This window comes from Cupriavidus sp. FW305-27 (assembly GCF_058787995.1).
Genome location: NZ_JBYTAG010000005.1, coordinates 103,143 through 125,184, shown reverse-complemented (window position 1 = coordinate 125,184; position 22,042 = coordinate 103,143). Strand labels below are relative to the sequence as shown.

The window sequence follows — 22,042 nt, the reverse complement described above, 5'->3', positions numbered from 1 at the left end:
TCAGCAAATGCATGCACCGGACGCCGCTTTCCAGAACGGTCACTGGTGCGCAGTGATCCCCTGTCATGCCAAACAGCACCGTCAACATCGAACGGATCAAACCAGGCCAAGGCAAGGCGACGCCCAACCGCTCGCTCGAACGTGGCATTGCCGTACTGCGCGCCTTCCGCGCCGGCGCGTCCATGCTCGGCAACAGCGAGATTGCCGAGCGCACCGGCTTGTCCCGCTCGACCGTCAGCCGCCTGACGCAGTCGCTGATTGAGACCGGCATGCTCGAGTATGTCCCGCAGTGCCGGGCCTACCGGCTGGGTGTGCCGGTCCTCAGCATGGCGCATGCCATGCGCGACGGCTCGCAGGTTCTCAGGGTCGCGGCGCCGATGATGGCCGAGGTTGCCATGCGGCACAAGATCAATGTCGGACTGGCGGTGGCGGAGGGAGATGAGATGATTTACCTGGAGTCGTTCCGCTACAACCGGCGCCAGTCACTGCGCACGGTGGTGAGCGGGCAGCGCATCCCGATGGCACTGACCTCTCTCGGCCGCGCGCACCTCGCAACGCTGGCACCTGAGGCGTTCAACGCGATGATGAGGGCCATGGCCGACAAGAACCGCGGCCGCGGCTGGGGGGAGCTGCGACGCGAAATCGATGCTGCGGTGTCTTCCGTGCATGAGAAAGGCTACTGCGTCGCGTCATGGCAGCCTCAGGTTGTGGCCATGGCAACACCATTGCGATTTGACGAATATGCCGTCCATGTATTGAACGTCAGCGTATCCACGCACCAGGATGCCGGTGCTGTCGAGGCGGCGCTGGCTAAGCCACTGATGGAACTTGCAGCGGCGATACAGGAGCGGATGCCGCGCGTGGAGTAGGGGCGCTGCGGTATCGAGATCCGCGCCGGCTTTCGCCCCATGTCAAAGGACGGGCTCCCGTTATTGGCCCCAAGATTGTTGTGCGGTCTTTGGGGTTGAGCCGCACGCATCAGGCGCAGCCCCGCGTAACCGCCAGGCATGGTCATCCGCCGTAACCCAGGCGGGGACAAGATGGGGTCGCAAGGTGCCGCTCGAACCAGCCTATCGTGAGTGCCGCGATGTCTTCCAGGGCCCTGCGGTCTTCAAATCCGCGGCCGCTGGTCGGGATGAGCCTCAGTTGCCGCGGACAATGCATCTGCTCGAATGCAAGATTGTTGATCTGGATGTCTTTCGGATTGCCGCTGGCACATATCAGCAAGGCAGGGATTTCAAGCTGCCGCAGGGTTGCGCTGCCCGCGAGATCCAGCCGCCCCGCAACACAGGCCACGGCGCTGAGTTGCGTCGCGCCGCACGCGGCTGAGCGCAAGGCTGCCGCCGCTGCGGTGCCGGTACTTAGCAGGCCCACAGGCAAGCTTGCGCAAGGGGTCCCAGTACGCAGGAAGCTCAAGGTCTGGTCCAGTCTTGCCACCAGCTCATCGACCTCCGATTCCGGTGCGTCGTCGACGCGGCTGTCAGGCTGCAGGTCTACGAGCATGGTGGCGAATCCTTTCGCGCGCAGCTTGCGTGCCAGGTAATTGCTGCGGGCTGCACGGCGTTGCGCGCCACCGGCATACACCATCACCGCGACGCCGACCGGGTTCGGGGCCGTTTCGAGCATGGCCCGCAGCCGAGTGGTCTGATACGGAATCAGCATCGCCTTGCTCAACGACGGCACGCCCGCCACCGCACCTGGCCGGGCACGGGTCCGGGGCTGCGTTGGCGGTATCCCTGTCAACTGTCGCACGCGGTCGTCGCTGACCAGCTGGAACTCATGATAGAAGTGCGCGAGGTTTTCGATGCGGTCCGGAGTATCCAGGCAGATGACTTCGTCGGCCAGGGCGCGGACCCGGTCCAGCCCGGCTGGGGTGGCGATCGGGAGTGCGCATATGAGCCGGGCAGGTTGCCGCTTGCGCAGGCTGGCGAGGGCCGCATACATCGTTGCGCCGCTCACCAGGCCGTCATCCACGACGATCACCACGCGACCGCCCGGATCCGCCAGCTTGCGGACCGGCGTATACACGGCGCGCTGCCTGCGAAGCTGGTCGAACTGGGCATCACGCTGGCTGTCGGCGCCGCCATTTGCGTCCATTGCGTCCGTGCACCATGTCGCGCCAGAGTCGTCCAGTGCTACGCCAGGAACGATCCTGCGCGCCATCACCAGGTCGAAGTCAGCGCCCAGTGCGTCGGCCACAACACGCCCGACCGGCACGCCGCCGCGCGGAATCGCCAGCACCAGGGCATCGGTTCCCCGATACGCGCGCAACGCCCAGGCGAGCTCCGAGCCCGCATGCTCACGCGCCTGAAAACGTGTCTGGTAACGGCTCATCGATCTATCTGCCAGGGATCTATTGACGGACTTTCAGGACGGCGGCGCCGGTAAGCCGGCCCTCGCGCAGGTCGGCCAGTGCTTCGTTGGCCTGCTCCAGCGGATACGCGGTGGTGTGCGTATGCAGCGGCGTCCGGGCGGCGATATCCATCAGCGCGATGCCGTCGGCACGCGTGAGGTTGGCTACGGAACACAGGCGCCTTTCTTCCCAAAGCAGCTGGTAAGGCATGCTTGGGATATCGCTCATATGAATTCCGCCACAGACCACGATGCCACCCTTGTCCACGGCGCGCAGCGCCTTGGGCACCAGCGCGCCCACCGGGGCGAAAATCAGCGCGGCGTCCAGCGGCACGGGCGACTCGAGCTCGCTCGAGCCGGCCCAGCACGCACCGGATTGGTAGGCGAGTTGCTGGGCGCCTGCGTCGCCCGTGCGGGTGAAGGCGTAGACTTCGCGGCCTTGCGCCACCGCGATCTGCGTCACCAGGTGGGCGGCGGCGCCGAAGCCGTAGATGCCGACGCGCTGCGCATGGCTGGCTGCGCCCGCCATGCGCAGCGTCCGGTAGCCGATCAGGCCCGCGCAGAGTAGTGGCGCGGCGTGTTCGTCATCGTAGCCGGGCGGAATCCGGAAGCAATAGCCGCTGTCGGCAACAACGTACTCCGCATAGCCGCCATCGCGGGTATAGCCAGTGAACAGCGGTGCGTCGCAAAGATTCTCGTGATGACGCAGGCAGTAGCGACAATGGCCACAGCTATGTCCGAGCCAGGGCACACCGACGCGGTCCCCCGGCTTGAAGACGGTGACACCGGCGCCGCACGAATCCACCTGTCCGACGATTTCATGTCCCGGGATGAGCACCGGCTTGGGATGGCGCAGGTCGCCGTCGGCGATATGCAGGTCGGTCCGGCACACCCCGCAAGCTCCCACGGCAATGCGAAGTTCGCCGGGCCCCGGTTCGGCAACCGGCAAGTGGTGGAGGCGCAGCGGCAGGCCTGCGCCCTCGAAGACCATTGCACGCATGGTTTGGTGGGGCATGGCGCGCCTAACCTTCGACTTCGCTGCGGACCAGGAGCACGGGCTTGCTGGTCTTGGCAAGCACGCCTTCCGACACGCTGCCCATCAGCAGGCGCCGGACGCCGCGGCGGCCGTGGGTGCCAAGCACGATCAGGTCGGCATTCCACGCATCGGCTTCGGTGACAATGGTCAACGAGATCCGGCCCGGCGCCACCGGCTTTTCATCCAGTTTCACCGAATTGCGCACGCCTGCTTCGCTGAGCCTGGCTGAGGCGGCATCCAGTGCCTTGCGGCCGTGCGCGGTGATGTTGTCGACCAGTTCTTTTGGATTGAAGTAACTGGCCTCGAAGAACACATCGCTGTCGTCTACCACGAACAGCGCCTTGACCTCGGCCCCGGTTGCCTTGGCGATGATGATGGCCTGGCTCAGTGCCAGGTCGGAAGAACGGCTGCCATCGACGGCGAGCAGGATGCGCTGGTACATGATGGATCTCCTGAAGGGCAAGGGTGTGCTCGATGTTGCGATTCGCTGCATTCAGCGTAGGCGCCGGCCTCGATATGCGCTTGAGATAGGTCAACCCGAAGGGGCAGGCGCCGCGAGAAACTGACCGCAGACAGAAGTGATGGCCGCATGGCTTGACGGTTTTACATACCTTGTTCGCAGTAGCCTCCACCGCACATCAGGACGAACTTGAGCCATGTCGCCGCATGGCTGGCCCGTTGATCCGGGTCAAGCGCCGGTCGGCCTTGCTGCCTAGACTGGTCTGTAGTTGAGGGGGAGGGCGATCATGGCTTACGACAGCATCCTGGTGCATCTGGACAGCAGTCCGCAGGCACGGCAGCGGCTCGAAGTGGCGGGGCGACTTGCGGCGGCCAGCCAGTGCCGGCTGATCGGCATGTACGCAGGTTTCATTCCCGATCCTGCCTGGTTCTACCTCATGGACGGCGCGCAGCAATATGTCGCGGACGATCTGGCCCGGCGCAAGCAGGTCAGGGAAGACGTCCGCGCGCAGTTTCTGGCTGCAACCCAGGCCATGCCGGTGCGCGCGGAGTGGCGCGCCGCGGAGCAGGGGGCGGTGGCATCAGTGCTGCGCGAGGCCCGCGAGGCCGGCCTGGTCGTTGCCGGCCAGTACGACCCCGGCAATACGGAAGGTCCGGTGGCCCGGCAACTGCTGGAATCGCTGCTGCTGGAGACCGGCCGACCGACGCTCGTGGTGCCGTGCGCGGGCACGTTTCCATCGCTGGGTACGCGCGTGATCGTGGCGTGGAATGGCAGCCGCGAGGCGGCGCGGGCGCTTCACGACGCCGTGCCGCTGATGGCCGGCGCGCAGGCGCGCATTTTTTGCGCACAGACCGCGGCCAAGGAGGCCAGAGCCGACGCCACCCCGGTCGGCCACGCCGCACGCGTGCTGGAGCGCCACGGCGTCGCCGTGGAAATCGAACACGGTCCCGGTGGGGCTGACCTGACCATCGGCGAACTCATCCTTTCGCGCGCGGCGGATTTCGATGCCGACCTGATCGTGATGGGTGCCTACGGACACGGTCGCATGCGGGAACTGGTGCTCGGCGGTGTCACGCGTACGCTGCTTGACTCGATGACGGCACCGGTGCTGTTTTCACGATGATGCAAGGTCAAACCAAAGAGTGGAATCACGTCATGGACTTCAGAACCTTCCTTGTCGACCTGAGCGAAGATGCTGCACGGTCCGCGCGCATTGAAACGGCAGCACGGCTTGCCGAAAAGTCCGGCGGCAGCGTGGTCGGACTGACGGCAACAGGAACGCACCTGGAGCCGTTTCGCGGGGCGGGCGAAGAAGCCGGGCAATACGGCGTGCTTGCCGCGAACCATTTGCACAAGCTGGCTGCGGCTCACAGGAACGCACTCGAAACGCTGACCGGGCAAGTGTCGCCGGCCATTCCCACCCGGCACATCGTTGTCGAAGCCGAGTCTGGCTGGGCGCTTGCCGACGAGGGCCGCTTCGCCGATCTCATCCTGCCCTCAGCGCCCTCGGCACAGGCCGATGTGCCGGCTTTGCTGGCCGGGGTCGCGGAGTACGCAATGCTCAATGCAGGCCGGCCCATCCTGCTGGTGCCGGGCGGGTCCGGCCCGCGACTTGGCGGCCATGTCGCCATCGCATGGAACGGCGGCCGGGAGGCCGCGCGCGCGGTCGCGGACGCACTGCCGTGGCTTGTGCATGCCAGCGCCGTTACCGTCCTGGTGGTCAGCGCTGGCAAGTACAGCGCTGCTGGTGAGAAAGAGGCCTATCGTGACAGCGCCGATCGGCTGACAGCATGGCTGCTCAGCCATGGCATCCGCGCCAGTCTGCTGGTCGGAGAGGGCGATCCCGACCACGTTCTGCCACAGCTTGCGGCCAAGGTTCAGGCCGGCCTGCTGGTCGCCGGCGGCTATGGCCGCTCCCGGTTGAGGGAGCTGGTGCTGGGCGGCACCACCCGCGCCCTGCTGCGGCAGTCAGGCTTGCCTGTCTTCATGTCGCACTGAGGCGAACCCTCCCGGTACCTCAAGCCACGCGCCGCCCAGGCATCAGCCCGCCATATTCCTTCCCCAAAAACTCCGCCGTGTACTCCAGCAGATAGGCGCGGCAGCTCTCGCTGGCCGGTGACAAACGCTTGCTGGACATATGCGCGACATGCCAGATGCGCTCGATCGGCGTGCCGGTCACGTCCAGCAGCGCGATCTCGCCGGTGTGCAGTTCCAGCGACAGCGTGTGCAGCGACAACAGGCTGATGCCCATGCCGGCCATCACCGCCTGCTTGATCGGATGCCCGCCGCCAAAGCGTGACCGTCTCTGACCGACCCATCTCTGCCTTCCGATGATCGGATGGGCAGATGGCGGCTTCCAGGCTACAGCGGTCGTCCAGGCCTTCCTCCCGATGCGCATTAGCGTACGAACTCCGCCCCTCCTTTCACGGCGCGTTGGGCAACTTGCTGCACCAACGCGCCCGGTCTCTGACTAGCGGTTCTTCAGTGCCTCGGCAACCCCTGCGCCGTAGGCGCGATCGGCCATCGTGCAATTTCGGATATGTCGTTGCTGCACGTCCTCGCTCGCGCCGCCGAGCGAGCGTGCCGTGTTGTCGAAGAGCTGCAGCTTCTGCTCGGGCGACATTAGTCGGAACAGCGCCCCCGGCTGCGAGTAGTAGTCCTCGTCCGCGCGATGGTCCCAGTGCGCGGCTGCGCCCGAGAGCGCCAGTGGCGGCTCCGCCAGCCGCGGGCTGTCGGCCCACTCGCCGCGGCTGTTGGGCACGATGCCGGGCAGCCCGCCCTGGTTGCCGTCCACGCGCATCGCGCCGTCGCGATGATAGCTGTGCACCGGGCAGCGCGGGGCGTTCACCGGGATCTGGTGCGCGTTCACGCCCAGCCGGTAGCGGACCGCATCGCCGTAGCTGAAGAGCCGCCCCTGCAGCATCTTGTCCGGCGAGAAGCCAATGCCCGGCACGATGTTGGCGGGCGAGAACGCTGCCTGCTCCACATCGGCGAAGTAGTTGTCGGGGTTGCGGTTGAGCTCCAGCACACCCACCTCGATTAGCGGATAGTCGCCGTGCGGCCAGACCTTGGTGAGGTCGAAGGGATTGAACGGGCAGACCTGCGCCTGCTGCTCGCTCATCACCTGGATGCACAACGTCCAGCGCGGGAAGTCGCCGCCGTCGATCGCCTCGAGCAGGTCGCGCTGCGCGCTCTCGCGGTCGTTGGCGACGATCGCGGCGTCCTGTGCGTCGGTGAGGTTACGGATGCCTTGCCGGCTGCGCAGGTGAAACTTCACCCAGCGCCGCTCGTTGTCCGCGTTGATAAGGCTGAACGTGTGGCTGCCGAAACCGTGCATGTGGCGATAGCCATCGGGCAGGCCGCGATCGCTCATCACGATGGTCACCTGGTGCAGCGCCTCGGGTAGCAGCGTCCAGAAGTCCCAGTTGTTCTGGGCGTTGCGCAGGTTGCTGCGCGGGTCGCGCTTGACTGCGTGGTTCAGGTCGGGAAATCGCAGCGGGTCACGCAGGAAGAACACGGGCGTGTTGTTGCCCACCAGGTCCCAATTTCCTTCCTCGGTATAGAACTTCACCGCGAAGCCGCGGATGTCTCGCTCGGCATCCGCCGCGCCTCGCTCGCCGGCCACCGTGGAGAAGCGCACGAAGACGTCCGTCTTCTTGCCGACGCCGGAAAAGAGCCTGGCCTTCGAGTACGCCGTGATGTCGTGCGTCACCGTGAAGTGGCCGAAAGCGCCGGAGCCCTTGGCGTGCATGCGCCGCTCGGGGATCACCTCGCGGTCGAAGTGGGCGAGCTTCTCGAGCAGCCAGATGTCCTGCAGCAGCGCGGGGCCGCGCGCACCGGCGGTCTCGATGTTGAAGTTGTCGACAACGGGGGCGCCGTTGGCATGAGTCAGTTTGGTCATGGCAATGTGGGCAAAAAGAGGGATTCAGCGGAGCCTCTTCAGGAGGGAGGACTGGACGTGCAGAGTGGGAGTCGCGTCGATGGCCCCCACTTAACGGTGGACCGGCCATCGACGGTGCGGACTGATTCGACGCAATCAGGCCTTGATAAAAGCCAGCAGGTCCGCGTTGATGAGGTTCGCGTGCGTTGTTGGCATGCCGTGCGGGAAGCCCTTGTAGGTCTTCAACGTGCCGTTCTTCAGCAGCTTGACCGACAGCGGCGCGGAATCGGCGTAGGGGACGATCTGGTCGTCGTCGCCGTGCATCACCAGCACCGGCAGTCCGATCTTCTTCAGGTCGTCGGTGAAGTCGGTCTGGGAGAACGCGACGACGCCGTCGTAGTGCGCCTTGGCGCTGCCCATCATCCCTTGGCGCCACCAGTTCTGGATGATGCCTTCCTGCGGCTTCACGCCCGGCCGGTTGAACCCGTAGAACGGCCCGGCGGGAATATCGCGGTAGAACTGCGCCCGGTTCGTGGCCGTCTGCAGTTGCAGGCCGTCGAACACGTCCTTCGGCAGGCCGCCGGGATTCGACGCGGTCTTGACCATCAGCGGGGGCACGGCGTTAATGAGGCAGGCCTTCGCGGCCCGCTTCTCGCCGTGGCGAGCCAGATAGCGCACGACCTCGCCGCCGCCGGTGGAGTGGCCGATGTGGATCGCGCCCTTGAGGTCGAGATGGTTCACGACCGCGGCGAGGTCGTCGGCGTAGTGATCCATGTCGTGGCCGTTCCAGACTTGCGCCGAGCGGCCATGCCCGCGCCGATCGTGCGCGACGACGCGATAGCCCTTGGAGAGGAAGAACATCATCTGCGCGTCCCAATCGTCGGAGCTCAGAGGCCATCCGTGCGAGAAGACGATCGGGGTGCCATTGGAGGGACCCAAATCCTTGTAGAAGATCTGGACCCCGTCTTTGGTGGTGACATAGCTCATGGGTGGATTTCCTTCCGGAGTTTTAGCGCCATTCGGCGCAGTAGGAGCAGCGGACGCTGCGAATGGCAAAGCCGCTGCTGCTGCAGTGCCTGCCCCGATGACCAACAACTGACGGCGCGTGACTCGAGCGAAGCCAGGCCGTGTTGGCGCGGGATCAATTTTCATGGGTATGGATCTGAGTGGAGACGCGATCAGTCTAGCCATGGTCTCCTCGCCATGCGATATGCATCACGGGCAATTCGATGTTGCCGGATCTTCACCAATGTCGCGGCAGCGCATCCGGCGCGTGCCGCTGGGTCGTTCACCGGGCTCAGCCATCCGCGCGACAGGATCTTCAAATGCTCCGGCTCATTCATGACGGACTCTCGCTGAGCGCGATTGGTACTTCGCGATCAACAGATTTGTCCACACCCAGCCCCTAGTGCAGGCGGGCATTTGCTTCTAGATTTCAACGCATCACGTCAGCATCGATGCATCGGATCGAGACCCTCGCGGCGTGTTCGTTGTCCACCCCAGTCCGAGGAACCAACATGACCCAACGCAGTAACTACCAACAGCAGTCGACGGAGCCTTTCAAGAATCGTGACCACCGATGCGTTGCTCGCGCCACGCTTCGGTTGACGGCCGCGCTTGCAATGGCCGTTGCAAGCATCGCAACCGCCACGGCACATCCACATCCGGTACAACCGGCGCAGTACACCGATCCGACCGAACGCGCCATGCCCGTTCCCACGATGACACTCGATCTGGAACGCACCGCCCTGGTCGTGATCGATCCCCAGATCGACTTCATGAGCCCGAAGGGAGCCGCTTGGTCCGCTGTTGGTGAAGCCGTCACCGAGCAACGGCTCGTGCCGAACCTGCTGCGCCTGTTCGAGTCCTCGAAGAAGGCGGGCATCGTCGTCGCGATCTCGCCTCACTACTACTACCCGCACGACCACCGATGGAAGTTCCAGGCCCCCGCCGAGCTCTTCCAGCACAAGATCAAGATCTTCGACAGACCCGGCGCACTGAGCCTGGATGGGTTCCGCGGCTCGGGCGCGGACTTCATGCCCGAGTTCAAGCGCTACATCGAGGACGGCAAGACGATCGTCGCTTCGCCCCACAAGCGCTACAGCCCGCAGACCAACGATCTCGCGTTCCAGCTTCGCAAGCAGGGGGTCACCAAGATCGTCCTCGCCGGGATGCTGGCCAACCTGTGCGTGGAGTCCCACTTGCGCGAGTTTGCGGAGCAAGGCTTCGAGGTGGCCATCGTGCGTGATGCGGTCGCGGCCCCCAAGCTGCCTGAGGGCGACGGCAATCTCAGCGCGCTGATCAACTTCCGCTACATTGCCAACGCGCTGTGGACGACCGACGAGGTCGTCGCCCAGCTCGCGAAGCCCACTGCGCGGTGACCTGTGATTGCCTCGCCCTCCTGGGATCACCGATGTGCCATGCAGGCCGCATCGGCAGGCGAATTCGGTGGGGGTGGCCCAGTCCAGCGAAGAGTGGGGTCGACTCTCGTTCGTCTTGCCAAGTCTATTGACCCCGCAGGGGCACCATTGGCGCCAAGGCGACCTGTCGATCATCAGGCGTTGGTGAGAAAGCACCCGCGCATTGAAGGTCCAGCGCCCGGATCGCTGCCGTCATGTGGTCGACGAACACGCGGATACGCGACGGCAGGTGCTGACGGCTCAGGTAGCAGATGTAGTGGCCCTGGTCATCGGGTGCGTACTGTGGCATGGAGTGAACCAGTTTCCCCTCGCGCAGCAGATCGCAGATCAGGTACCCGCCCAACTGAGCGATGCCTTTGCCTTGGAGGACGGCCTCCAGCACGAGCCCGTCATCGTTGAACATGATGCGCGATGGCGGCGTCAGCTTTCGCAATCCCCCCTCCACCTTGAACTCCCATTCGTAGACGCGGCCCGACGGCAGACGGACGTTGATGCAGTCGTGCAGCATCAACGCGTCCGGCGACTCGGGCATACCGCGCCTTACCGCATACGCAGGCGAGGCGCACACCAAAGTCTGCATCGGGACGATCCGTTTCGCGACGATCCGGGAGTCGGCCAGGCGTCCGTTGAGAAACGAGACGTCGATGCGGTCCGACGTGAAGTCGCTCGCGACGCAGCCCAGGTGCAGCTCGATCTCGATGTCGGGGTACTTTTCCTGGAAGGCCCACAGCAGCGGTGCAACCACCTTGCGGCCGAAACCCACGGAAGCGGAGACCCGCAGGCGTCCTCGCGGCGGACCGTCGCGCAGATCGCGCAGGTCCTCCATCGCCTCCGTGATGAGAGCGACGCTGGGCTGGCAGCGGGCATGAAGGATCTCGCCTTCGCGCGTGAGCGAAATGCTGCGCGTCGTCCGACTCAGCAGACGCAAGCCGACCTGCGCCTCCAGCTTCTGGATGCAGCGGCTGACCGCGGAACGAGTGATCCCGAGCCGGTCAGCGGCCTTGGAAAAGCCGCCTTCGGCCACGACGGTGATGAAGGCGACGACTCCGGGATAGCTTGTCGCGAAGCTCGATGCAAGCGCCTCCGAGTTGTCCGCGCCGGCAGTCGCCAAAAGAGGGGACTGCATGGCGAAGCAGGACTTAGCCTGGTAGCGACCGAGCCAGTCCTCGAACCGGATCGCGCCGATGCGGGGGTTCTCCCCGGGTGTGAGCGTCCGATCGGAGAGGAGGCCACCAAAGTAGCGCGCGTGGACGTCCGGCACGACCTTGCGCGTATCCTGCGTCGCCCGCAGGAAGCGCCTGACCAGTTCGTCCAGCGGCATCGCCTCCGGACCGGCGACTTCGACCGTGCCGTTGACTGGCGGCGCGACTGCAACCTCGGCGAGCGCCGCTGCCACGTCCGCTGACGCGATCGGCTGGATCAGCGCCGGCGACAAGCGAATCTCCTTGCCTAAGGTGTCCAACGGGGCAGCCGACTGGGCAATGTCGCCGACAAACTCGTAGAACTGCGTCGCACGCACGATGGTGTAGGGAATGCCGGACGCCTTGATGAGGCTCTCCTGCGCGACCTTCGCCCGGAAATAGCCGCAGTCGGGAAGCCGTTCGCTACCAACGATCGACAGGGCCACATGGTGGCGTACGCCGGCGGCAGCGCCCGCAGCCAGGAGGTTGCGGCCCGATCGCTCGAGAAACTCGAGGGCCGTCTCGTCTCCCCATACTGGCGCATTCGCCACATCGACGACGACCTCGGCGCCGTCGAGCGCTTTGGCCAAACCCTCGCGGGTGATGGTGCTGACGCCGGTGTCGGGGGCGGGTGCGAGCACGTCATGGCCGCGCTTGCGAAGGTCCTGCACAAGCTTTGTTCCGATGAGGCCGGTGCACCCGATGACGACAATCTTCATGTTTTCTCTCCGTTTCTCGACCGCAACCCGTTGCAGTCGATGTGCGTGGAGATTGCCCGCGCGCTCCGGAGAGGTCCTTGCCTTCACCTTGAATTTCTCTGCAGGAGAGCTTGGTTCTTCGTCCAAGCGTTGCCCGATCGGAATGAGATGCTCTCACCACGGGTTGCAGTATCATCCATGGACGGAATTCGCCAGTTGCCCCCACCGGGGAGCCGAATCGGCCAGGGGATGTCAAGTGCAGTTCGTGTTTGGAGACTACGTGATCGACCCGGAACGCCGGGAGCTTTCGCATCGCGCGAAAGCCGTACCTGTCGGGCCGCAGGTCTTTGATCTGCTGCTGCATCTCGTCAGGAACCGCGACCGTGTCGTCAGCAAGGACGACCTGCTGAAGGCGGTATGGTGCGGCCGAATCGTATCGGAATCGACGATCACCAGTCACATCAATGCGGTTCGCAAGGCCATTGGCGACACCGGCGGAGAACAGCGCCTGGTCAGGACTGTCGCCCGCAAGGGTTTCCGCTTCGTCGGCGAGATCGGCGAACACATCTCCGGAGAATCGAGGGAGCCGCCGTCGGCTCTCTTCCTCCCGGGTAAGCCCTCCATTACCGTATTGCCCTTCCAGAACTTGAGCGGCGATCCCGAGCAGGAGTATTTCGCCGACGGCGTGGTGGAGGACATCATCTCTGCGTTGTCGCGCATACGCTGGCTGTTCGTCATCGCGAGCGACTCAAGCTTCACATACAAGGGCCGCGCAGTCGAGGTGAAGGACGTTGGTCGCGAGCTTGGCGTGCGCTACGTGCTGGAAGGCAGCATGCGCAAGACCGGCAACAAGGTGCGCATCACCGGGCAGCTCATCGATGCCAGGACCGGGACACATCTCTGGTCTGAACGCTTCGAAGGCACGCTGGACGACATCTTCGAACTGCAGGACCAGGTTGCGGAAAGCGTGGTCGGCGCCATCGCGCCGCAGCTTGAACGGGCGGAAATCGAGCGTGCCAAGCGCAAGCCGACGGAGAACCTGTGCGCCTATGACTATTACCTTCGCGGCACCGCGCAGGTGCACAGCGGGACGCGCGAATCAATCGAGGCGGCGCTGCCCTTGTTCTACAAGGCCACCGAGCTCGATCCGGATTTCGCGTCGGCCTATGGCATGGCGTCCTGGTGTTATATCTGGCGCAAGATGAATGGCTGGATGACCGATCAGCCCGGGGAGATTGCCGAGGGCACTCGCCTGGCGCGACTGGCGGTGGAGCTCGGCCGGGACGATGCTGTGGCGCTCACGAGAGGAGCTCATGCACTCGGGCATCTGACGGGCGACCTCGACGGCGGTATCGCGCTGTTCGATAGAGCTTTGCTGCTTAATCCGAACCACGCACCTGCATGGTCCCTGTGTGGGTGCCTGCACGCTTGTCGCGGCGAAACAGACGCTGCGATTAAGTATTTGGCGCGTGCCGTTCGCTTGAGTCCATTGGATCCGGAAATGTTCAGGATGCAGGCTGGGATGGCGCTGGCACATTTCTTCGCGGGACGCTTCGACGCCGCTTCGGATTGGGCCGAAAGGGCCAAATGCAATCTACCGAGTTTCCTTGCCCCGGTCGGCATTCTGGCGGCGAGTCATGCGCTCGCTGGCCGCATGGACAAGGCGAAGGAGGCGATGCAGCGCCTGCGCAGGCTCGATCCGTCACTCCGCGTCTCCAATCTCAAGGACTGGCTTCCGATCCGTCGCCCAGAAGACCTGACCCAGTTTTCGGAGGGGCTGCGGCTGGCCGGATTGCCCGAATGACTATGGCACGATTGCTCCATCGCCGATGGCGCATACCGGGCCGAGCAGAGCCTGCCCTCGAACGGCCGCACAGATAGCATGGATGAGACCGCGAAGGCCTTCCCTGGCCAGCGGCGTGCCGCCTGGTGCGGCCGGTGCTGCGATCATGCAGACCCATGGATGAGTCGCTTCTCAATCTCACGTCAGTCATTGAGCCGAGCGAAGGCGTCGCAATTAGGCAAGGTCGAGTCCGTCCATCGACGCCACGCAAGAGCGCGGATGCGCGCTGATGCTCGTCACCCATGATCCCGGCTGGATTACCTTGTTGCCACGGCGCGGGCCGAATTGGGGATGCTGCGGCGTGATAGCCATGTACGAAGTGCATGGGACCAACAAGTCCTATCGTGACGAGGGGTCGGCATATTCCCTTGGCCGATTACCATTTACTGAATAGTGCACGCTAATTGGTATCCAGGCATATTTTTCCCTTCTGATCGGGCTGAGGCGGACGTTTCCCTGCAAGCCATGGCGGAAGCCGGAAAAAGGCCGGGTACAAACTTGAACCGGGCGACTTGCGGCCAGCGTGCAATGGAGACTATTCCGGATCCCCCTAACCATTCGACTCTGCAGGCCTCGCCCAACGACTACGAATCCTTCTGTTGCGGAGATGCGTTGTTGGCGCACTCGCGCGGCACAAGGACCGTTGCGCGAATGTTGCACCATAAAAAACGCTGCGATTGGTGCCGATGCGACAACAGAGTGGGTACCGTGAAAGCACTACCGCGTGGTCTGTCGAAGCGTATTATTTCGTCCAAGCCGACCCCGAGGCAAATAACGCCGCGCAGCCTCGGTGAGCTCAACTTTTGGTCAACTGCCAGCAGAGAATCATGATGCAACGCCTTAACTACTTCCAGCAGTCCTCCGAACTGACCAAGAAGCTCATGGAGTTCGGCGCGCTGTTCCAGAAGACCACGATTGAAGAGCCCATTCGCATGGTGCCTGGTTCGTCGGACAAGGCGTTCGGGCTCGACAAGGCCAATCTCGAGTGACGTCTAGAAGGCGATCGCCGCGTTTGCCGCATGCGGCTAGCGATGCTTCGCCCCTCCGTTCCGACGCGCCTCCTATACGCAAGTCTTGTCATGGCACGCCCGGTGCATGACTGCGTTTCGAGGACTGCACTGCTACGCTTGCACGCAAGGCAGACCACCACTTCCATCCGCCATGGACATCTCCGCCCAACACGAGTCGTCCGCCGATGCATCCGGCGCCGTGCCGGAAGCGGCCCCGGCCGTCGTAGTCTTGCACGAGCGGCAGATGTATCCGCACTTATCTGCCGCCGATATCGCGCGCATCGCGCCCTATGGCCGGGAACAGACCTGGCAGGCCGGCGAGTACGTGGTGCGTACCGGGGATCCGGCCAATGGCATGATCCTCGTCATCGAAGGGCGCGTGCGCATTGTGCAGCGCGATGGCATCGGTGACAGCGCTCTGGCCTCCGAGCACGGGCCCGGCAATTTTCTGGCCGAGATCGGCCAGCTTTCTGGCACGCCCGAACTCGTCGACGGCATCGCCATCGACGATGTGCGCGCCATCGTCGTGCGCCCGGCGTGCTTGCGCGCGCTGATGGTGGCCGAGGCCGCGCTCGGCGAGCTGGTCATGCAGGCGATGATGCTGCGCCGCACGGCGCTGATCCAGCGTGGACGCGGGCCGACGCTGATCGGCCGTGGGAGCGATCCGGCCATGTTCGACCTGCAGGCGCTCCTGCGGCGTAACAACTATCCGTACTCGGTGGTTGATATCGACGCCGATGCTGAAGCGGCGGAAATGCCCGGCAAGTTCGATGCCACCGATGACGATCTCCCGCTCGTCATCGACCCCAATGGCACGGTGCTGCGCCGTCCCGATACCACGCAGGTGCTGTCGTGCCTGGGGTTGCTGCCGCATATCGATGGCAGCCGGATCTATGATGTGGCGATCATCGGCGCGGGTCCGGCCGGGCTGGCGGCGGCGGTCTATGCGGCGTCGGAAGGGTTGCGCGTGATCGTGCTCGATGCGTTGTCGCCCGGCGGTCAGGCTGGTGCCAGCGCGCGCATCGAGAACTACCTGGGATTTCCCGCCGGAATTTCGGGCCATGCCCTTACCACCAATGCATATGCGCAGGCGCAGAAGTTCGGCGCGCACATCGCCTTTCCCACGGAAATCGAACGGCTCGATTGCGGCGCCGTACACGAGTTGCGTACGCGGGCCGGCGATACGATCCAGGCACGTACCGTCATCATCGCCAGCGGCGCCGCGTACCGTCGGCCGCCGATTCCGCGCCGGGCCGAGTTTGAAGGGAGTGGCGTCTACTACTGGGCGTCGCCGGTGGAAGCCAAGCTCTGCGCCAAGCGGGAAGTCATGCTGGTGGGTGGCGGCAATTCCGCCGGCCAGGCCGCCGTGTTCCTGGGCGCCCATGTGGCGCACGTCCACGTTGTGATTCGCGGCGATAGCCTCGACACCAGCATGTCGCGCTACCTGATCGACCGCATCGCCGCGCAGCGCAACATCACGGTGCATGCCCGCACCGAAGTGGTGGACCTCGAAGGCAATACGCGGCTGACAGGCGTAACCCTGCGTGATTGCAATATGGGCACGCAGATGACGATGCGGGTGCAGCACGTGTTCCTGTTTACCGGCGCGCAGCCGAACACGTCGTGGCTGGACGGCTGCGATGTGGGGGTAGATGCCAAGGGGTTCGTACTGACCGGCATAGACGCCGGGCTGCAGTCCAATACGCTGGAAACCTGCGTGTCGGGCGTCTTCGCCATCGGCGATGTCCGCTCCGGCTCGACCAAGCGCGTGGCCACTGCGGTGGGCGAGGGCGCAGCGGTTGTGTCGCAGATCCACGGCTATCTCGCTGTCGCTCGGGAAGCGGCCTGAGCCCCTCGGGGCAGGCTCTGGGCGCCCGTATTGTCTCTCGCTACCGGTGATTGGTACACGTCCCTGGATATGCGCGAGGTGAGCATGGCGTCGAAGGCTGTTCACTGCAGGGCACACGCCGCTGTGCGGTACAGGCGATCAAACGAAGCGATCCGGACTCCTGCGTCGGACGTTTGTGAAGGCTTAATGAATGTCTTCCGAATGCTCGCACCTTCAAAAGTATCCGTCGACAGGCCGCGCCACTGGACTAATTCGGAACCAACGCGTACCACATATATACGCTCGTCCCATCGTTGAACAGGAAAATCTGTCGGCGACGATAACCGCGCATAGCCGCGCCGACGCTTACTGAGCGGTTCGGAGGTTTTGAGCCCGGGACTGCACCGCATCAACCCACAACTGGAGGAGGTGTAGCATGAGCAACCAACAAAAGGTCATTGTTATCACCGGCGCTTCGCAAGGCATGGGGCATGCCGCATTCCCGGCAGCAGGAGATCGCTGCACGCCGCCCAGGATGGCGGTGCAACGAAGTCGAATTCTTCGTCACGCGGATCTCGTTTGAAGCCCTCGACAAGGAGCGTGCTGCAAGTCTGAGCGATGTGCCGACCAGACTTAGTCTGCCCGAGAGGGACGTCGATCGCCTGATCGAGGCGGGGAGGGATGCCATCCTTGGCAACCCGGTGATCCGCGAGTTCGAGCGCGAATCGACCGAGGCGCGATAGTCCCGCGGCACGCGGCGTGGGTGAGGCGGGCGGTGGCGAGAATCTCAAAATGGCCGGAATCAGGCGTAGGCCCACCCGCGCGTGGGTGCGCGGGCGCCAGAGGCAACTACCTACAGTTCTCCGCCATTGGACCTTGATAAGGCAACGGCCGCGCTACGCTACAGAACGGCCGTCCGAAGATTGCACAGTCTTAACCCCGAACCAACCGCATGTACGCCGGCCGCGCGGAGGACGGGAAACCTGCGGGGGGGAAAGTCCACGGGCGGCGTAATTCAATTTTCGGGCTGACGTTCGCTCTCGGCGTCATTGTGGGCAAAAGCCTTCTGCGCTGTCTCCCCGATCTTCCTCGATCTCCGCTCGACATCTGCTTTGGCAGCATTGAGTACGTCCGTCCTTCACTGCAGCCCCCTCCTGCGCGATCGCGCGCACCGTCCCTCGCAGGGCGGCATTGTCCAAGTTTGCCGAACCCTGCGTACAACCCGTGACGGCTGCCCAATCGGTATCTGCCGTCATAAGCTGTTGCACAGGAGCGGCTATGCGCTGTTTCTACATGTCTATTTCAAACTGGAGAGGACAATGTTAATGCTCAAGGGATTCCATCATTTGACCCTCGGCGTGAGGCACGCACAGGAGGATGTGGACTTCTACGTCAAGCTGCTCGGGCAGAGCCTCGTGAAGAAGACCGTGCTCCTTGACGGCGAGGACCCCATCTACCACCTTTATTATGGCAACGCGAATGGCGATCCAGGGACCCTGGTGACGTCGTTCCCGTTCCGTCAGCGGGGCGTCATGGCGCGTCCGGGATCGGGCCAGGTGCGGGTCATCAACTACTCGGTTCCCAAGGGCTCGCTCGAATTCTGGCGCAGCCGCTTCGATGCCATGGACGTGCCGTATGACAGCGAGATCGTCGAGCGCTTCGGAGAGCGCCGCCAGCGACTCCAGCATCCGTGCGGCATCGAGTTCGATCTCGTCGAAACGGATCTCGACTCGCGCCCGGCTTGCGTGGCCAGCGATATCCCCGAAGCCCATGCCATCCGCGGCGTCCACAGCATCACGCTGTCGCTGCGGGAAGTCGCCGAATCGATCCGCTTCATGAGCGAAGCGATCGGGTTCCGGAACGCAGGCCAGGCGGGATCCTACTACCGCTTCGAGACGTACACCGGCGGCCCGGGGACGATCGTCGAGTTCCTGCATGAGCCGGACCGGCACCAGGGTTCGTCGATCTACGGCGAAGGCACGGTCCACCATGTGGCCTTCGCGGTGGATAACGTGGAGCAGCAGGCGATCCTGAAGGAGAGAATGTTTGCCCTGGGCTACATCGATACGTCCGAATCGGTGCACCGCAACTACTTCCGCTCGATGTACTTCAAGATGCCCGGCGGCGTGATGTTCGAGGCGACCACCACCGACATCGGCTTCGCGATCGATGAAGAGCCCGGCCATTTTGGCGAGGAGTTCCAGCTCCCGCCGTGGCTGGCGGATCGCAAGGACGAGCTGCTGGGCCGGCTCGAGCCCATCTCTGTATGACGTTGCCGGGGATCACCATGCAAAAACCGAAAGTACTGATTGTTTTCTACTCACGAAACAGCTCCACCGAGATGCTGGCCAAGGCTGTCGCCGAGGGGGCCCTCGAAGCTGGCGCAGAAGTCCGCATGCGGCGTGTGCGGGAGGTTGTCGGCCCCGACGTCATGCGGCAGGCGCCGGGCTGGCTCGAGAACGCCACGGAGATGAACGCGAAATATGAGGCGCCGACCGAAGCCGATGCCGAGTGGGCTGACGCCATCGTGTTCGGCACGCCGACGCGGTTCGGGTCGATTTCGGCCGAACTCAAGGCGTATATCGACGGGCTCGGCGGCCTCTGGTTCGCGGGAAAACTGAATGACAAGGTGGGCTCGGTCTTCGGCTCGACGTCCTCGCGCCACGGCGGCAATGAAGCCACGCTGCTGGCGACCTACGCGCCCATGGCGCACCTGGGCCTGATCATCGTGCCGCTGGGCTATGCCGACGCGGCGATGTTCAAGGCCGGCACCCCGTACGGCGCGACTCACGTCTCGCAGCGTGACGCCGTGAAGCCCGACGACGATCACCTGGCGGTTGCCCGGTTCCAGGGCCGCAGGGTGACGACCGTCGCTCGCGCCTTGCACGCCCAGCCGCAGCCCGTGGCAGCCTGAAAGTAATAGCCCGATAGTAAAAAAGAGCGGGGACTCGCTGTCTCCGCCCTTTTTGCATCGGCACAGGCCGCTGACACGATAGCATCCGCTCAGGCTGGCGCAGTCTCCACGCAGCATGCTTGACGATCATGGACTCGAGCGCCGCGATCTTGTGACCGCAGACCGTTTCCATGACCGTCTTGAGCGCGTCACTCCGCAGCCTGGGCGTTTCTCTGTCCGCGGGCGTGCGGACACACCGCGGGCGGATCGCCGATGAAGCCGCGCGCAGACCAGAGTTCCGGGAACGGGATCTCGTTCATGGTCGGCAGGAGCCACGCAATGCCCTCGGTGCCGAAGTAGGCCGGCCGGGCGCCGAACGTCCGGCGCGTTGCCATCAGGTGCAGGTGCTTCCACGCGGAGAACCCCTCCGCGATATCGGCCAGCGTCTCGCCGAGCTGCTGCAGTTCACGGTGCTCGTCCGGGTCGGCGTAGACCTCGCGCCAGACATTCTCTACCGCCTGGTCCGGCGTGTAGGGCACACTGAAATCGCGTTCGAGTACCACCGCCGGCACGGCGAAGCCCTTGCGGCCCAGGTGGGCGAGCACGTCGTCATACAGGCTCGGCTCCGCCAGCGCCTTGCTGAGTTGTTCCCAGCGCCGGGGTTGCGGCAGGAAGTGCTGCAGGTGCTCCTCTTGCTTGATGCCGAGCAGGTAGACCATCTGCCGGTACGTCCAGCCCTGGAGGGCGGTGTCCTTGCCGAACTTTGGGCCAACGCAGGACAGGATGGCCAGCAGGTCGACCGGCGTCATCCACGCGATAGAGCGCCATGTGGCATTGAGCGGCTCGTGGTGGGCGACGACGCGCCGCAGCGTCCGGCAGGCCCCGGTCAGGTCATCGGCACGCAATTGCGCCTGCGCGGCCTGTATTTCCTTGATGATCAGCATCCAGTAGAGCTCGGACACCTGCGCCGATACGATCCAGGCGTGCTCGCCGGGATGATCGCTGACCGGGCGCTGCAGCGAGTGGAGCACGTCTGTTTGTAACCAGTCACTGTATGGCGTATGCCCGGCCGGCGACGGGGATGCGGGCTTGACGGTATCGTTCACTTTGGTCTCCTCGTGGTGGTGGGGTCAGGCAAGTTTTGTGGAACGGCGACGATGCGCAGCATCGGATGGCTGGGCGGTCATTACCACAGGCTCTCCAACAGCGCATCCAGCTTCGTGCCCGCATCCTCGCCAAGGTCGCCGACCTCGGAGGGATAGTTCTGCTTGAGCAGGACCGCCATCTCGGGGAGCTTCGCCCGATCGAAATCGACGTCGCCGAGCCGGCTCGGCAATTCCAGTGCGTCCACGGCTGCCTCAATGCGGCCAGCGAGGAATGCGGCGGGCGTGCGGCTGCCACGGTCCGTGGAGAAAATCTCAAGCTTTCGGCCATAGGCGTCGGCGCAGGCGCGGATGACGGGCGCCAGCGCAATGCACGACGTCACGCTGTGCGGTACTCCGAACGTCCCGCCGAGGATGTGCCCGATCCGATGGCTCAGGCCGTAGATGACCGAAGCAGGATAGAAATAACACTGCCACGCAGCGAGCTGAAGCTGCAGCAGGTCGTCGGTCGACACGTGGCCGCCCGCGATGGCCTCGCGCGTTTCGAGTTTGCGCGGCCACTTCTCCAGCACGGCAAGGAAGCGCTCCACGCCCCTGGCGGCGAGGATGGCGTGCGGGTGATCCACGTCGACCCGGCGCATGCCTTCCACCGCATGGTCGATCCCCTTGATGGCCGAACTCAGTAGCAGCATACGTGGCGTGTCGACAATCATCCGGGGATCGATCACCACCAGCCTGGGGGTCGTTTCGCGCACGGCATAACTGCGCTTGAACTTCTGGGGACCGACCGTTTCCGTCACGCCGAAGTAGTGGGAAAACTCCGAACCCGACAGGGTCGTCGGAATCGCGGCAATGGGCAGGTAGCGGCCGGTCTGCTGGAAATGCTGGTAGGAGACTGCCTTTGCGGCATCGAGTACAGAGCCGCCGCCGAGGGCGATGATCGATCCCGCATTGGCCTCGATGCATGCACGCAGTCCGTCGCGTACGGCGAAATCGGGCACATGCGGCGGCAGGCCGGTAAAGGTGCCCACGCCGTCGGCGATGGCAGGCCGCAGGTGCTCGCGGTTCAAGGCCTCAAGGAATTCCACGGTGAACGTCATCGGACGGCGGATGCCGTAGTTCCCCATGGAGGGGGCAACGGTTCTCAGCACGTCGTGTCCCCAGACAATCTCTTCCTGCGGCAAGCATTTCAACTGGTTCATTCCACTTCTCCACCATGTTTTTGTATGCGATCGGGGGCTCCGATCCCGAGTAGGAAGATAGGCGAATCGGGTTCGCGCGTGCGCGCGGGATTTGAGAACGGAGCGTTCAGGATTTTGGACGCCGCACATGCGCGAA

General features: G+C 64.2%; 19 protein-coding genes. 10 read left to right on the top strand and 9 right to left on the bottom strand.

The annotated features are described in order from the left end of the window. The first annotated feature begins 65 nt into the window (after nucleotides 1–65). Entirely contained in the window at nucleotides 66–869 is an 804-nt protein-coding gene (locus tag AC3WRI_RS03895; RefSeq protein ID WP_010809281.1) for an IclR family transcriptional regulator, read from the top strand. 142 nt (nucleotides 870–1,011) lie between these two features. On the opposite strand, the gene AC3WRI_RS03890 is transcribed toward AC3WRI_RS03895, so the two are convergent. From AC3WRI_RS03890 to AC3WRI_RS03880, 3 genes are read right to left on the bottom strand one after another with little or no spacing between them, the layout of a single operon-like run. After that, nucleotides 1,012–2,334: a phosphoribosyltransferase gene (locus AC3WRI_RS03890; RefSeq protein ID WP_011617239.1), complete on the bottom strand. Its 1,323-nt coding sequence runs from the start codon at nucleotides 2,332–2,334 to the stop codon at nucleotides 1,012–1,014. A gap of 19 nt (nucleotides 2,335–2,353) precedes the next feature. Further along, the gene (locus AC3WRI_RS03885; RefSeq protein WP_011617238.1) at nucleotides 2,354–3,367 is read right to left on the bottom strand and encodes a zinc-dependent alcohol dehydrogenase family protein; all 1,014 of its coding nucleotides are present in this window, start codon (nucleotides 3,365–3,367) and stop codon (nucleotides 2,354–2,356) included. A gap of 7 nt (nucleotides 3,368–3,374) precedes the next feature. Further along, nucleotides 3,375–3,830 (bottom strand): universal stress protein, encoded by a 456-nt coding sequence (locus AC3WRI_RS03880; protein ID WP_010809284.1) that lies wholly within the window; start codon nucleotides 3,828–3,830, stop codon nucleotides 3,375–3,377. Nucleotides 3,831–4,134: 304 nt separating this feature from the next. Here AC3WRI_RS03880 and AC3WRI_RS03875 point away from each other — a divergent pair, with 304 nt between their 5' ends. After that, the gene (locus AC3WRI_RS03875) at nucleotides 4,135–4,971 is read left to right on the top strand and encodes a universal stress protein (protein WP_010809285.1); all 837 of its coding nucleotides are present in this window, start codon (nucleotides 4,135–4,137) and stop codon (nucleotides 4,969–4,971) included. A 32-nt stretch (nucleotides 4,972–5,003) separates the two neighbouring features. After that, nucleotides 5,004–5,846 (top strand): universal stress protein, encoded by an 843-nt coding sequence (locus AC3WRI_RS03870; RefSeq protein ID WP_011617237.1) that lies wholly within the window; start codon nucleotides 5,004–5,006, stop codon nucleotides 5,844–5,846. A gap of 19 nt (nucleotides 5,847–5,865) precedes the next feature. Here AC3WRI_RS03870 and AC3WRI_RS03865 read toward each other — a convergent pair whose 3' ends face one another. The 3 genes from AC3WRI_RS03865 to AC3WRI_RS03855 form a co-directional block, all read right to left on the bottom strand. Beyond that, nucleotides 5,866–6,246, bottom strand: a complete 381-nt coding sequence (locus AC3WRI_RS03865) for a LysR substrate-binding domain-containing protein (protein ID WP_492292618.1) — start codon at nucleotides 6,244–6,246, stop codon at nucleotides 5,866–5,868. Nucleotides 6,247–6,318: 72 nt separating this feature from the next. Continuing rightward, nucleotides 6,319–7,749, bottom strand: coding sequence for a catalase (locus AC3WRI_RS03860; protein ID WP_011617236.1), 1,431 nt, complete (start codon nucleotides 7,747–7,749; stop codon nucleotides 6,319–6,321). A 135-nt stretch (nucleotides 7,750–7,884) separates the two neighbouring features. After that, entirely contained in the window at nucleotides 7,885–8,715 is an 831-nt protein-coding gene (locus AC3WRI_RS03855) for an alpha/beta fold hydrolase (RefSeq protein WP_011617235.1), read from the bottom strand. A gap of 530 nt (nucleotides 8,716–9,245) precedes the next feature. On the opposite strand from AC3WRI_RS03855, the gene AC3WRI_RS03850 reads away from it, so the two are divergent. Then, nucleotides 9,246–10,109 (top strand): cysteine hydrolase family protein, encoded by an 864-nt coding sequence (locus AC3WRI_RS03850; RefSeq protein WP_492292616.1) that lies wholly within the window; start codon nucleotides 9,246–9,248, stop codon nucleotides 10,107–10,109. Nucleotides 10,110–10,233: 124 nt separating this feature from the next. Here the strand turns inward: AC3WRI_RS03850 and AC3WRI_RS03845 are convergent, their stop codons facing one another. Continuing rightward, the gene (locus AC3WRI_RS03845) at nucleotides 10,234–12,048 is read right to left on the bottom strand and encodes a LysR substrate-binding domain-containing protein (protein WP_011617233.1); all 1,815 of its coding nucleotides are present in this window, start codon (nucleotides 12,046–12,048) and stop codon (nucleotides 10,234–10,236) included. Nucleotides 12,049–12,283: 235 nt separating this feature from the next. On the opposite strand from AC3WRI_RS03845, the gene AC3WRI_RS03840 reads away from it, so the two are divergent. From AC3WRI_RS03840 to wrbA, 6 genes are all read left to right on the top strand, one after another. Beyond that, nucleotides 12,284–13,831 (top strand): winged helix-turn-helix domain-containing tetratricopeptide repeat protein, encoded by a 1,548-nt coding sequence (locus tag AC3WRI_RS03840; protein ID WP_011617232.1) that lies wholly within the window; start codon nucleotides 12,284–12,286, stop codon nucleotides 13,829–13,831. A gap of 866 nt (nucleotides 13,832–14,697) precedes the next feature. Beyond that, nucleotides 14,698–14,859 (top strand): hypothetical protein, encoded by a 162-nt coding sequence (locus tag AC3WRI_RS03835; protein WP_231881439.1) that lies wholly within the window; start codon nucleotides 14,698–14,700, stop codon nucleotides 14,857–14,859. 172 nt (nucleotides 14,860–15,031) lie between these two features. After that, nucleotides 15,032–16,729, top strand: a complete 1,698-nt coding sequence (locus tag AC3WRI_RS03830; protein ID WP_011617230.1) for an FAD-dependent oxidoreductase — start codon at nucleotides 15,032–15,034, stop codon at nucleotides 16,727–16,729. Between the two features lie 470 nt (nucleotides 16,730–17,199). Continuing rightward, nucleotides 17,200–17,451, top strand: coding sequence for a hypothetical protein (locus AC3WRI_RS03825; RefSeq protein ID WP_011617229.1), 252 nt, complete (start codon nucleotides 17,200–17,202; stop codon nucleotides 17,449–17,451). 576 nt (nucleotides 17,452–18,027) lie between these two features. After that, nucleotides 18,028–18,978 carry a ring-cleaving dioxygenase gene (locus AC3WRI_RS03820; protein WP_011617228.1) on the top strand — a complete coding sequence of 317 codons (951 nt, stop codon included), beginning with the start codon at nucleotides 18,028–18,030 and terminating at the stop codon, nucleotides 18,976–18,978. Between the two features lie 17 nt (nucleotides 18,979–18,995). Beyond that, nucleotides 18,996–19,622 (top strand): NAD(P)H:quinone oxidoreductase, encoded by a 627-nt coding sequence (gene wrbA / locus AC3WRI_RS03815; protein ID WP_041688100.1) that lies wholly within the window; start codon nucleotides 18,996–18,998, stop codon nucleotides 19,620–19,622. Between the two features lie 188 nt (nucleotides 19,623–19,810). Here the strand turns inward: wrbA and AC3WRI_RS03810 are convergent, their stop codons facing one another. Together AC3WRI_RS03810 and AC3WRI_RS03805 are read right to left on the bottom strand one after the other, a co-directional pair. Beyond that, a complete protein-coding gene (locus AC3WRI_RS03810) occupies nucleotides 19,811–20,707 on the bottom strand; it encodes a tryptophan 2,3-dioxygenase (protein ID WP_492292614.1) in 897 nt (298 codons plus the stop codon). Between the two features lie 80 nt (nucleotides 20,708–20,787). Continuing rightward, nucleotides 20,788–21,906, bottom strand: a complete 1,119-nt coding sequence (locus tag AC3WRI_RS03805; RefSeq protein ID WP_492292612.1) for an iron-containing alcohol dehydrogenase — start codon at nucleotides 21,904–21,906, stop codon at nucleotides 20,788–20,790. Nucleotides 21,907–22,042 lie beyond the last annotated feature (136 nt).